The sequence below is a fragment of the Variovorax multivorans genome (genome assembly GCF_051216835.1).
Taxonomy (GTDB): Bacteria; Pseudomonadota; Gammaproteobacteria; order Burkholderiales; family Burkholderiaceae_C; genus Variovorax.
Map to the genome: position 1 here is coordinate 265,783 of NZ_JBPJZL010000009.1, position 12,007 is coordinate 277,789.

At 63.9% G+C, this 12,007-nt stretch carries 15 protein-coding genes; 8 read left to right on the plus strand and 7 right to left on the minus strand.

Annotation, left to right across the window (positions count from 1 at the left end):
- Positions 1 to 32 precede the first annotated feature (32 nt).
- Positions 33 to 1,223, plus strand: coding sequence for an MFS transporter (locus ACSFCA_RS24425; protein WP_435461069.1), 1,191 nt, complete (start codon positions 33 to 35; stop codon positions 1,221 to 1,223).
- Between the two features lie 27 nt (positions 1,224 to 1,250).
- Entirely contained in the window at positions 1,251 to 2,189 is a 939-nt protein-coding gene (locus tag ACSFCA_RS24430; protein WP_435461070.1) for a LysR family transcriptional regulator, read from the plus strand.
- Here the strand turns inward: ACSFCA_RS24430 and ACSFCA_RS24435 are convergent.
- From ACSFCA_RS24435 to ACSFCA_RS24450, 4 genes are all read right to left on the minus strand, one after another.
- Positions 2,152 to 4,290, minus strand: a complete 2,139-nt coding sequence (locus ACSFCA_RS24435) for an alpha/beta hydrolase domain-containing protein (RefSeq protein ID WP_435461071.1) — start codon at positions 4,288 to 4,290, stop codon at positions 2,152 to 2,154. The genes ACSFCA_RS24430 and ACSFCA_RS24435 overlap by 38 nt on opposite strands.
- A gap of 132 nt (positions 4,291 to 4,422) precedes the next feature.
- Positions 4,423 to 5,139, minus strand: coding sequence for an anti-sigma factor (locus ACSFCA_RS24440; protein WP_435461072.1), 717 nt, complete (start codon positions 5,137 to 5,139; stop codon positions 4,423 to 4,425).
- Positions 5,136 to 5,660, minus strand: a complete 525-nt coding sequence (locus ACSFCA_RS24445; protein WP_435461137.1) for a sigma-70 family RNA polymerase sigma factor — start codon at positions 5,658 to 5,660, stop codon at positions 5,136 to 5,138. The genes ACSFCA_RS24440 and ACSFCA_RS24445 overlap by 4 nt, the downstream gene beginning before the upstream one ends.
- 100 nt (positions 5,661 to 5,760) lie before the next feature.
- On the minus strand, positions 5,761 to 6,327 hold the full coding sequence (locus tag ACSFCA_RS24450; protein WP_435461073.1) for a DUF3455 domain-containing protein: 567 nt from the start codon (positions 6,325 to 6,327) through the stop codon (positions 5,761 to 5,763).
- A 231-nt stretch (positions 6,328 to 6,558) separates the two neighbouring features.
- Here ACSFCA_RS24450 and ACSFCA_RS24455 point away from each other — a divergent pair, with 231 nt between their 5' ends.
- The 6 genes from ACSFCA_RS24455 to ACSFCA_RS24480 all read left to right on the plus strand — a co-directional run bounded on the left by ACSFCA_RS24455 (position 6,559) and on the right by ACSFCA_RS24480 (position 9,941).
- A complete protein-coding gene (locus tag ACSFCA_RS24455; RefSeq protein WP_435461074.1) occupies positions 6,559 to 7,578 on the plus strand; it encodes a M35 family metalloendopeptidase in 1,020 nt (339 codons plus the stop codon).
- The gene (locus ACSFCA_RS24460) at positions 7,575 to 8,045 is read left to right on the plus strand and encodes a hypothetical protein (RefSeq protein WP_435461075.1); all 471 of its coding nucleotides are present in this window, start codon (positions 7,575 to 7,577) and stop codon (positions 8,043 to 8,045) included. Before ACSFCA_RS24455 ends, ACSFCA_RS24460 begins: the two co-directional genes overlap by 4 nt.
- A 58-nt stretch (positions 8,046 to 8,103) precedes the next feature.
- Positions 8,104 to 8,517 carry an OmpA family protein gene (locus ACSFCA_RS24465; protein WP_435461076.1) on the plus strand — a complete coding sequence of 138 codons (414 nt, stop codon included), beginning with the start codon at positions 8,104 to 8,106 and terminating at the stop codon, positions 8,515 to 8,517.
- Positions 8,514 to 8,828, plus strand: coding sequence for a hypothetical protein (locus tag ACSFCA_RS24470; protein WP_435461077.1), 315 nt, complete (start codon positions 8,514 to 8,516; stop codon positions 8,826 to 8,828). The genes ACSFCA_RS24465 and ACSFCA_RS24470 overlap by 4 nt, the downstream gene beginning before the upstream one ends.
- 57 nt (positions 8,829 to 8,885) lie before the next feature.
- Positions 8,886 to 9,488, plus strand: coding sequence for a hypothetical protein (locus ACSFCA_RS24475; protein ID WP_435461078.1), 603 nt, complete (start codon positions 8,886 to 8,888; stop codon positions 9,486 to 9,488).
- 222 nt (positions 9,489 to 9,710) lie between these two features.
- Positions 9,711 to 9,941, plus strand: coding sequence for a hypothetical protein (locus ACSFCA_RS24480; protein WP_435461079.1), 231 nt, complete (start codon positions 9,711 to 9,713; stop codon positions 9,939 to 9,941).
- Between the two features lie 83 nt (positions 9,942 to 10,024).
- On the opposite strand, the gene ACSFCA_RS24485 is transcribed toward ACSFCA_RS24480, so the two are convergent.
- The 3 genes from ACSFCA_RS24485 to ACSFCA_RS24495 all read right to left on the minus strand — a co-directional run bounded on the left by ACSFCA_RS24485 (position 10,025) and on the right by ACSFCA_RS24495 (position 11,814).
- On the minus strand, positions 10,025 to 10,315 hold the full coding sequence (locus ACSFCA_RS24485; protein WP_435461080.1) for a putative quinol monooxygenase: 291 nt from the start codon (positions 10,313 to 10,315) through the stop codon (positions 10,025 to 10,027).
- Between the two features lie 150 nt (positions 10,316 to 10,465).
- Complete coding sequence (locus ACSFCA_RS24490; protein ID WP_435461081.1) at positions 10,466 to 11,401, minus strand: AraC family transcriptional regulator; 936 nt, start codon at positions 11,399 to 11,401, stop codon at positions 10,466 to 10,468.
- An 86-nt stretch (positions 11,402 to 11,487) separates the two neighbouring features.
- A complete protein-coding gene (locus ACSFCA_RS24495) occupies positions 11,488 to 11,814 on the minus strand; it encodes a hypothetical protein (protein ID WP_435461082.1) in 327 nt (108 codons plus the stop codon).
- Positions 11,815 to 12,007 lie beyond the last annotated feature (193 nt).

The window sequence follows — 12,007 nt, forward strand, 5'->3', positions numbered from 1 at the left end:
CCCTCGGGGTCTGCGCAGGCCATGCCGGCACGATGAAGTTCCCGGCCTTCCTCTTGTCGCTGTTCGTCTCCAGGCTGGCCGACCAGATCCTGCTGTTCCTGGTGCCGCTGGTGGTGTTCCAGGTGACGCAGGACGTGGCTTGGTCGGGCTATGCCTTCGCGGCGGAGACGCTGCCGCGCTTTCTGTCGTTTCCTGTCTGCGGCGCGCTGTGCGACCGCATCTCTCCGCTCAAGCTGTTGCGCGGCAGCCAGATCTTTCGCGCGCTGGCCTGCGTGCTCGGCGTGCTGGCGAACGAGGCCATGGGCGGCATCGGGTGGCTGGTGGCCCTGTCGGCGGTGTGCGGCGTGCTCACCACGCAGGGCGTGATGGCGCGCGAAGTGATGCTGCCGCAGATCGCAGGCAACAAGGGCTTCGACAAGGTGCTGGCCTATGCGCAGACCGCCGAGCAGGCCGGCATGGTGCTCGGGCCGCTGGTGGCGGCGGCACTGTTCGCGCTGTGGCCGTGGCAGGCCGTGGTCGGTGCGGCGGCCGCGCTGTTCCTGCTGGCCGATGTCGCCACCGCGTACTGGCGGCGCGGCAACACCGTGCAGCTGCACGAGCCGCAGGGCGCGCCGGGCCACTTCCTGCAGCCCATTGCGACGGCGTTCGGCCACGTGCTGCGCCTGCCAGGCCTGCTGCGACTGACCATGCTCACGTCCGGCGTGAACCTGATGCTCGGCACCACGCTGGCCTCTTCCGCCGCGATGGTCACCGGGCTGCACCAGCGCTCCGCCACCTACTACGCCGGGCTGCAGACGCTCGGGGCCGTGGCCACCATCGTGATCCTGCTGGCGATCATCCGGGGATCGATCGCGCTGAAGCATATGGGCATCACCGCCTATCTGCTGATACTGGCCGGCGGCCTGCTCACGGCCGTAAGCACCAATCACTGGGGCTATGCGGCCGGCTTCCTGCTGGTGATTGGCTTCGACAAGATGTTCAGCATCTACATCCGCATCCACCGGCAGCGGATCATTCCGGCGAAGGACTACGGCAAGACCACCGGGGTGATCGTGCTGCTGAACAACCTGACGCAGCCGCTTGCGGGGCTGATCGTCGGTGCGTTTGCCGATGCGACGCAGACGCGTGGCGTGATCTTTTCGCTTTGCCTGCTGGTGGGAGCCATCGGCATCGTTGCCGCCGTGGCGGCCAGCAGGGGAGCCGCTGCTGCTGCAGAGCCTTGATGGCAGCGGTGGTCAAATCCAACCGCCATGCTCAACCTGAACCGTTTCGATCTCATCTCCCTGCGCCTTTTCGTCGCAGTCGTCGATGCAGGGAGCCTGACGGCGGGCGCGGATCGATTCGGCGTTTCGCTCCCGGCAGTGAGCAAGCGCATCACCGACCTCGAACGGCATTGCGGCGTCGCCCTGCTCCAGCGGGGGCAGCGCGGCGTGACCGCCACGCCGGAGGGACAGACCCTGCACCGGCACGCCATCGAGGTGATCGCGCGGCTGGAGCAACTCGTGCAGGCCGTTGACGATCTTCAATCGGGTGCCACCGGCCACCTGCGGTTGTGCGCCAATCCTTCCGCTTTCGGAGGCTTCCTGCCGAGCGTGCTGGCAGCGTATGCGCGCCGCTATCCCCATGTCGTGATCGACATGGAAGACGCATTGAGCGAGGACGGTATCCGCGCCGTGCTTAAAGGCACGGCGGAGCTCGCCGTCATCGGCGACAACGTGCCGCGCGAAGGCCTGGAGACCATCGTCTGCAATGTCGACCAGCTGGTCCTGCTCGTGCCGGCAGGCCATGCGCTGGAGGGCCGGCAGAACGCCTCCATCGAGGACGTGTTCGACCACGACCTCGTCACGCTGGCACGAAGCGCGTCGCTCACGCGCAAGGTAATGGCGGCGGCCGACGCGGTACAGCGCACGCCCCGCATCCGGGTGCAGGTGCGCAGCTTCGATTCGATGTGCCGCATGGTCGCATCGGGGCTGGGCCTGGCGATCCTGCCGCGCGCCGCTGCCGCGCTCTATGCCCAGGCCCTCGGCCTCGTGCAGGTTGGCCTCGAAGGCATCGAGATGGAGCGCGTGCTGCTGCTGGCCATGCGCAGCCGCTCGGAACTGTCCGTACCGGCAGCCGCCCTCGTGGAGATGATCGAAGGCACGGCCGCGTTCAGCGAAGCACAGCGCTCTCGGACGCCTGCCGGATGAGCCGGTCACGATCGGCAGGCAGAAGAAAGCCCTCGGCAAACGCCTTCAAGGCTGCAGCGCGAACCGCGGCCTCGTAGCCCTCGTGGCTGCCATAGCGCTCCTCGAGCGACAGGCGCGGGTCGCCGCGGGCGATGCGCTCGGCACGCGTTCGCGCGAACGGCACATAACCGCCCACGTAGTTGCACACCTGCCCCTGATGAAAACCCTCGGCGGTGATGTTGAAACCCAGGTAGGTGCCCAACGGAGCCATCACGAGCACGGTGGGCACGCCCCCGATCTCGTTGCCGTCGGCATCGACCTTCGGCACCTTCATCGGGATGACCTTCCTGATGACCGGCGGCACGTTGGTAGGCACGCCAGAAGCTTCCGCGTGATCGAATTGCGGGCCCCAGTCGTAGTCGAACACCGGAAACGCAAAGTTCTCCCGCTGGAAGATCGAGTCCGGAACGCCGGGCACGGCGCCCGGAAAGCCCATTGCCGCCTTGTTCGCGTCAACCAGCGTCTTGCCCGTCAGCGTGGGCCACCGGCTCGGCGGCGGCGGTGTGCCCTTCAACACCCAGTCGCGCATGGCCATGCGCAGCACGTTGGTGATCTCCGTGTGCGGCACAGGGTTCGCCGCCAGCGTGCCGCGGCCAAAGCTGTTGCCGGGACAGATGGGGCTGGTGGCAGTCTCCGGCGGCATGTGCGCGAAGCCACCAGATCCGCCGCCGTGGCTGCTGCTCGGCACGTAGTAGCGGCGAACGTTGCGGGGCAACGGAATGTCCGCGTCGCCAGCCGTGCCGATCCACTCCGGCGTCAGCTTCAGCGCATACACCTCGGCCGACCCGAAATGCTCGATCACCTTCGGGCAGGTGCTGTTCTTGTCGCAACGCGAGAAGATGCTGCCGGTGGGCTGCTTGCGCACCGGGTCTGGCCAGTCCGCCCACCACTGCGGGCCTTCGCTGCCCTGCTGGTAGAGCTCCAGCACCCCGTCCGGCTGGGCCCAGCGCGAGTTGGCGGCCACCCGGCGGCCCGCGATGATCGGCCAGGCGCCGTCGTAGACCATGCGGTTGCGTTCGTCCTGGTTCAGGCCCATGAAGATGAACTGCCGCACCATGTTTCCGGACTGCGACACACCCCGCACGGCCGTGCCCTTGACGAAGCCTGCAACCGGATTGCGCGTGCCGGAGTCGTCGGCGGCTTCGTAGCGGAAGAAGGTGCCAACGTCGCGGAATGCCGCCATCCCCACGCCCAGGACGTAAGCGTTCTGTGCCGGGTACACCACCTGGTACAACAGCTTGGGATCGAAGCCGTTGCGCAAACAGATATGCACCGGCAGGTTGCCAGGTGCGTTGGCGGGGTTGTTGTCGATCGGCGTACCGGGAAACGGGTTGCCGGCGTCGCATTTCGCGAATGCCCAGTCGCCCGGGGCGATGTCAGGCCCCTCGGTGACAACGCCGTCGACAGTCTCCTTCGTGTGCGTCTTCAGCGTCGCCTTGGTCGTGTCCAGCGTGGCCGGGAGATATGGCACGGGGTTCGTCTGCACCATCAGCGGCTTGGAGTCCGGGCCGCTCTGATTGACGATTCGCGCGAGCACATTGCCTGTGACGGCCGCGCCACCCACCTTCGCGATAGGCGCCGCCACCCAATGATTGGTGCCCGAGGCGCGGTTGACTGGAACGCCCGTGTTGCCGGCGTTGTCCGCCTGCCAGCCGCTGCGCAGGCCAATGTCGCCCAGTTCCCGCTCTTCGACGACGATAGTTCCAGCACCGCCGCGATTGGGTACGTCATGCCAGAGAAAGCCGCTCGCGCGGTTCATGTCGACCGGCTTCACCAGATTGAACGAGGTCTCGTAGCGCACCTTGCCATCGGCGTCCGCTCCCAGCTTGATGTCGGTAACGATGCTGTTGTGCGGGTCGTTCGGGTCGAGCTCGCCGAAGGCGCGACCGCGGATCTGCTCGTACGGAATCAACTGCCCCGTGAGCGCCGAGACATCGTCGATCACGATGCGGGTGACGCGGGCCTCGGCCGGTGCGGCAGCCACGATCGCCGCCACGGCAGCCGCGGCCGCCGTGAGCCAATGCAGGCGTGACTGGCGCCCGCTCAGGTTTCTGGGGTGCATGCTGTCTCCTGTTTTTATGCTGCTCCGAACGTGTCGGCGCCTTGCATCCTCACGATTCGGAGGCACGCCGACAATTCGCGTCTTGTTTAGCCGGTCTTAACCGATGGTTAAGGACAGGCGCAGCGAGCGCTGCTACATCACCTTGACGGCGCGGCCGATGAACTGGATCGGCCCCGTCGGCCGGTCGATGGGCGAGCCGTTCTCGGGCTCCAGCGTGAGTTCGAACAGCTGGTTCGGCTCCAGCGGCGGCAGCTTGTCGATGGGAATGCGCAGCGTCTGCCCCTGCTTGACCAGCCCCAGCGACACCGGGCCACGCCACTGATCGGCCTTGGTCCAGAACTGAAGCGCCTTCTGCGGCGGCACCTCGAACGTGCCCAGCGGCACCAGGCTCAGCTGACGCGACGAGGTGGTCTGAATCACCCAGCCAGGCGACTTGTCCTGCGGAGCAACCAGCACCACCATGTACTGCGGCTGAGGCAACGGGCGCATGACGAGCACCGCGACCATCAATGCGGCGGCGGCGAACCCGCTTGCTGCCAGGCCGCGCCACAACTGAAGGTTGTTCCACCAGCCCGAGAAGGCCGACGGACGCGCAGGCTTCGGCTCTGCAACGTTGCCAAGGCTCTGCTCGATGCGCGCCCACAGCGCAGGCGACGGGTCCGCCGGCGGAGCGAGCGCCGTGAGCGGCAACAGCCGCGCCTCCCAGCCCTGCACGGCTTCGCGCAATGCCGACTCGTTATGCATGCGCGCTTCGACCGCCGCACGCGCGCCGGCCGACAGCGTGCCCAGCACGTACTCGCCCGCCAGCGCGTCGATGTCGTCGTCGGTCGGGTTGTTGCTGCCGCTCATGCCATGCACTCCCGCAACGCGCGCATGCCGCGCTGGATCCAGGCCTTCACCGTGCCCAACGGCGTCTGCAGCCGCTCGGCGATTTCGCCATGCGAGCAGCCTTCGACATACGCATAGAGGATGCAATCGCGCCGCGCGGGCTCCAGTCCTTTCAGGCAGTTTTCGAGCCTGCCCAGATCGGCGCGCAGTTCGAACGGATCGCCGGCCGAGGCGTATGCCGCCAGCGCAGCCTGGTCGTCAATGGCTTCGGCAGCGTCTTCGCTCACGTCCACCTGTCGTGCGCCGCTGCGCACCATGTTCAGCGCGGCGTTGCGCACCACGCTGTAGACCCACCCACGGCCCTCACCGCGCGCCGGGTTGAAAGTTTCCGCGCGCTGCCAGATGCTGATGAAGGCGTCGTGCAACACGTCTTCGGCCTGCTGGCGCTGGCGCACGATGCGCAGCGCCACGCCCATCAGGTAGCGGCTCTCGCGCTGGTACAGCTGCTGCAAAGCCTGACGATCGCCGCGGGCGCAAGCCATGAGAGCGGCGTCGTAGTCGAAGGGCGCAACGGTAGGCGGCGGGTTTTGCACCGGCCGATGGTAGTGGAGCTAATGGCCCCGCCGCTGAATTACCCGCCGATCAGGACGCCTTCCAGAAGATGTAGTCGGCCTGGTACTGCACAACCTGCTTCTGGCCCTTGGTGGCCGGCGTGCACGGCACGGCAGCCGGAGCCACACCGCCCTGCAGCGCCACGCGCTGGATGTAGGTCACGCCAGTCATCGCGCCCGAGCCCACGGCCGGATTGGCCTTCACGAGCTGGAACGGCAGGCTGGTCGGCCCCGAGGGTGCGACAGCCAGCTGAGTGGCCGTGAGCTTGGAGCCGTCGTTCGACTCCCAGGTGGCCGGCGGGCCGTAGTACTTGCCGACCTGCTTGCCGCCGCGGTCCCACAGCTTGGCGTCGGGGCCGACGAACACCCATTCGGTCTGGCCGGGGGTGTTGGCCTTGTCGCGGCATTCATACGTGATGTCGCCCTTGCCGATGGTTTCCATGGCGACCTTGTTGCCGGCAGGCACTTGAATGGTCGGCGGCAGGCTGGACTGGTTGAAGGCGGGGCCTGAAGACATCGAGCCGCAGGCGGTCAGGAACGCTGCGGCGGAGACGGCGCCAAGAATGGCGAGCGAGCGGGTGGGACGAGAGGTGTGCATGAAATTACTCCTGGGTTGTAGATGGGCAGCAGCAGCTGCTCGCTGCTGGAGGGTCTACACGCCAGGGGTGGATTTGGATGCAGGGGGTACGAAAGATTTTTCTTGCGAGCAACGGCCCTGAATCGAATGTGCGTCGCACCGTGAAATACGAACGGCCGTTTAACGATAGACAACAGTGCTTACTCGCTCGACCACGTACACCTCCTGGGTCATCAACTCTGGGTGTATTGAATGGATCGAAAGGTTCTTGTGGTCGGCGATCCGCCGGCTTCTGGCGGGCGAGTGCTGCCCTACGACGGCCCGATGCTCGACCTGTTTGGCCATCGAGCCGCATTGATCGGTGGCAGGGCCTACTGCGAGGGATGCAACAGCGTCGGCATCATCGCCAAGGCAGGAGGGCCACGGCGCCCGCAGTTCATATCGGAGGTAGCGCTGGAGGGGGACGTGGTGGTGTGTCACTGTCCGGTGCCGCAGCCGCTGCTGTCGGTGCTACAGCAATCAGCGGTTTATGACGATGACGCCGCGCATGCAATTGGCGTTTCCGCGTTGCCCTGGACGGCAATCAAGGTCTCGAATCCCGAAATGACTGCCTTCAAAAAGGCGGTAGACGACACCGTCACGTACCCGCCGGAAGCCGAACAGACCGAGAACATCTGTCCGAACATGACCAACAAGGAATTCGCGACCGCAACACTGAAACTGCGCGACTTGGCTGTCAGCTACATCACCAAGCAACGGCTACCCGAATTGGAGCGGTGGGACAAAACGGCCCAAGCTCATGTGAAGACATGGTTTGGCATTGCCGACCAGAACACACGCGAATATCTACAAAGAGGCTTGGCTGCATGCGCACGCGTACTGAAAAATCTAGAACCCAAGAACTTTGTACGCTTCACCGAGGGCGGGAAGTTGGCGACCTGTGTTATGGGCAGTGCCTTGGGCACTGTCGCAGCGGTATGCAAGCCGGATACCACCACCCACACCATCGCGATCGCTCTCCCCTTTTGCACATTCGAAAACAACAAAATCCACTTTGATTCACATGAGGTTCTGGATGGCGACTCCAAGCTACTGACGCTAATCCACGAAGTCACTCACTTCGATGACACCTTCAGCTCCAACGACGAGTGGTACGGAACAATGATCTCGAAACTGAATGCCATGGACGCAAGGAATCGTGCCAAGGCAAGGGTGAACGCAGACAGCATCGCCGCATATATCTTGGGCATTGATCACGAAGCATCCGCATGAAATATCTCCACGCCATCATCCCTCTCGCCTTCGCCCTCGCTCCTGCATGGACCACCGCTTGCTCTTTCGGCGGACTCCAACGGGAAGTACAGTTTCCCTCGACAAGCACGCACCTCGGGTCGGAGCAGATCCTCTCTCTGACAAACTGGTTCATCGAACAGAAGGACACAAGCAGAGCAACGCACGGCATTTACCGCGCCGACATCTTTGCTGTCGCCGTCAAAGGCAATGCCGATTCATCAAGAAAAGCACAGCGCCGACTTGCCGAGGTCGCCGATCTTCTGAAGACCCTGAGCGCCGGGACTTCTTTCGAAGTGGAAACCCATGTCAATGAACTCGAGAGCCCACCGACAAGACGCCCTGAGCGCCTGGACAGTCTGCAGGCCACGGTTCAACCAACATGCGCCAAGACACTTTCATGCTGCAAGTGGATTGAAGGCCCCGCAGCATCGCCCAAGCCGCAATGAGCGTATGTACGAAAGAATCCTCTGGGCCTTGGTTGCATCCCTCACCGGTGGACAAGCCATGGCATGCAGCTACATCGTGCCGACACAGATCTACTTCGAACGCGGCTCGGCTGAACTCAGTCGGTCGCAGGTCACCAAGCTCTCGGAATGGTTGAACCGCTCCTACGAATCCCTCCCCTTGTACAAGGGCGCATCGATAGAAACCGGCGCCTCTGGCGACATTCCCAGCGAGGCAAAGGCGTTGGCCAAACTACGCGCGGTCAACACAGTGAGAGCCCTGCGCATACTGCTGCGCACCAACCTTCCAATAGAAACGTTTTCGCACGGGTACAGATCGCCGAGGAGCCAGTTCGGGGAGAACAACGATTTCGCGGCTATCCACCTCTATCCCGATGTCGAGGGTCTGAAGCTGCCCAAATGCCATCCTGCCCCACCCTTGGCACCGAGCGGTGATGCAAAGGCTCCGCCATGAACATCCATCGCCACACCGCTCTTGGATGCCTGAGCGTTCTGGCATGGTTCTTCACCATGCCAGCCGCATTTTTGGCCATCGGGGCGGTGGAGCAACGCGAGTTCCAGTCGATCTCCGACAACGTCGCCCCGGTCACCGTGACGGTTCTCTTTGTGTGGGCGGCCTGGATTTACTGGCGCTTCGTTCCCAGCGCACCCCGGATCTGGCAGCGAATCGGCTATCTGGTCGCTTTTCTTACGGGAATGTGCCTGCTGGGGACGGGCACGATGTGGGTTACTTTCTGGGCCATGATGGCGATCCATGGTGCTTAGCAACTTCGGAAACCGGCAGAAGAATCACCCCATCTCATTTCTGATGAGCTTTCAAGCATGCGTGAATCGAGTGACCCCATAGAAGCGCTTGCATTCGCAGAGCTGGTAATCGCCTGCCAGTTTGACGGCTGCCGGAACGTCTTCGAAAAGAGTCTCGAGCAACCAGCGACCGATCCTGTACAGGAGTGGTCCAGCAACATGGCTCGCTCGGCAAGGGAAAGCGGCTGGTCTGCCGATCCAGCAGGACGAGTGCTCTGCCCTGTCCATGCAAGAGCGCTTCCTCCAAAAGACGAGATGCGCGAACTGATCGAGAGATGGCACAAGTTTGCTGCGCAGTCCAAAGAGGAAATTGCCGCCCAATTCAATGACGAGACTCGCGCGCTCTTCGCAGAGTTTTTTACGAAGAGCTTCCACGACACCGGACCCCAAGGTGCCCGATGGGCCTCGGCTGATGAATTTGCACAGTACGTTCTTGAACTCAGAGCCAACGAGAGGGCTTGGTCACGATACCTGGGGGACACCATCCTTCGAGCGCACGATCTCATGGAGGAAGGCCGGCTGGACGAGGCCAAGCAGGAATTGCGCACCTTCCAGAATATCTGTCCGTGGATCTTCTTCGCAGGTGTCGCTGAAACACAGTTGCAGAGCTTGCCCGACTAACCTATGCCCCCTCTCCTACGCTACCTCCGCCTTCCGCTTTTCTGCCTGATGGCGCTCAGTTCACTGGTGCACGCCGGGGATAGGAATTGCGACCTTTCAGCGCCGCCAAAGAGCGCCGCCATCAACAGCGTCCACGGGTACTTCATATTCATGTTCCCCCGGAACATCGCCTCGAACTACACCGGCTGCCGAACCATCTGGGGTGAAAGAGGAGAGGTGTTCATGACGGTGAAGTACAAAAACGGCCTCCCCCACACCCTGACGCAATTCGATCCTGAAGATCGCGAGCTCGTACTTGAGTGCCGGTACAACAACAAGACGCTGGAGACAGTGCGGAAAGGTTGTCCGTCCTATGCACGAATGGTTGAAGACGCCACAAGCGAATGGCCACCGGTGGAAGAGAGCCAGCTGCTGCCTCTGCCAAGACCTGAGCAAGATCCGCGCAGAGATTGAGCCGGAGGCGTTGGCCTCATCAGCACCTCACCCCGCGGGACAAGGCATCGCCAACTGCGTCTCCGGCGCAACCGCCACCCCTATCAAAGCTCATTGCAATAGCTACTGACAGGCGCCCCAGCCAGCTCAGCCTCCATCGTGTCCCAAGCACCAGACGACACCACCCCCGCGATATGAGCCTGATGATGGCTCCGTGACTCCCACGACTCGACCAGCGTGAACACGCAGTCGTTGTCGCCGTGCCCGAACAACTGCACGCCCCGGCATCCATCCGCCGATGGCAGCGACTGCTTGACCTGCTGCATGAGTTCGGCGAACGCGGATGCGCGCTCGGGCTTGGCTTCGAAAGTGATGATGACGTTGATCGGGTTCATGAAAATTTCTTTGTCGTTGGCTTGAAGAAAAAGGCAGACGGCAGGTTAGCCAACGCCCTCCCCCGCGCCAAGGCACGAAGCTGCGAAGAAATTGACCATGGCTGCGAAAGACGCAGCCGCCCCATATCAGACAGTCAATCAGTCAATCAATCAGCCCGACTGAACGCGCCGCACGTACTCGGCAGGCGTTGCCTCGAAGCGCCTGCGAAACGCGCGATTGAAATGCGCCGCGCTCTCGAAGCCCACCTTCGCGGCCGCATCGCCGGGCCGCAGCCCCGCGCCCAGCATCAGCATGCGCGCCTCTTCCAGGCGCAGGTCGCGAATGCAGCGCATCGGCGTGACGCCGGCCACCTCGCGAAAGCTGTGCGCGAAGTGCGAAGGGCTCATGTGCACGTGGCTGGCAATTTCGGCCACCGACAGTGGCCGGCCCAGATGGCGGCGCATGAAGGCGATGGCCGTCTGTATGCGTGCACCGGCCTTGGTAACGGCGCCCGCACTGCGGATGGCGGCCGCGGCCTCGGAGCGCAGCAGCCGCAGCACGATTTCTTCGACCGCCAGCGGCGCGAGCGTGCGGCGGTCCACCGGGTCGTCGGCCGCCAGCAGCAGGCGGGCAAAAGCCTCGACCACCTCTGGCCCCACCGCAGCCGTGAAGCTCTCGGTCACACGGGCGGGCTCGGCCAGCGTGCCGCTTTCCGCCAGCGCGACAAAAGACTTCACCAGCATGTCGGGCGGCAGGTCGAGATGAATCGCGAGGTACGGGTGCTCGGCGCTCGCCCCGACGACCGTGCCGAGGCACGCGACCTCGGCCCCGAGCACCAGGCACTGCGTGGCGCCGTAGTCGAGCGAACGACGGTCGCCGAGGTGCGCGGTCTTGCGGCCCTGCAAGACCACCACCACGCCCGGCGTGAGGCGCTGGGTTTTCTCGTAACGCACCGGGCGCGAGAACCGGTAGCAGCGCAGCCCCGGATACAGCGCATCGGTACGGCCGTCCGCAGGGGTTCGCGCTGCGACCATGTCGCGCAGACGGGCCCAGGCGGCAGTGGGAAGGGCCTCGGGCTTGTTGTCGGCGACGGGCGCAGCTGGCATCGGTTTTGTTGTGGAGAGAAGAAGAGAAGCGAGATGCGCAGCGTTGCCGGTTGGCGCGTGCCCGTCGTTGAGGCGCGCAGCTGGTGCTATTGGGTGCTGCCGATGTTCTGTCGCAGCGCTTCGCGCACCGCGCTGGTGGCGCCATTGACGGTATCGATGCGGAGCAGTAGCGCGTCGTTGAGCACGCCCAGCAAGGCGCTCAGTTCGGTGCGGCTGGGGGTGAGCACCTCGCTGTCGTTCAGGGCGCTGGTGTCGACGAGCTTCTTGAGTGCGCTGTAGGCGCGCATCACGTCATTGAGGGTGTCGGCGTCGTCGCAGGCTTGGAGGGCGAGGTCGTCGAGGTTGGAGGATGCGGGGTCGGGGGACGTGGGTCGAGCGCGAGATTGCGCGGGCGCGTGAGCAGATGCAGCCATGAAAGGCCTCCCAAGGGATTTTGATTTGCCACAACCGCCGCACCCGCTTCCAAACGGTGGCGGCAGCTCGAACGGGTTGGAAGACCGGAAAACCCCTTGTAGAGAAACCGGCAGAGCTCGCGCCCTCCCGTTCGAGCCGCCTAAAAAAGCAGCGCGAACGAAAAAGCCGCAGACCATGTGCGGGTCCTGCGGC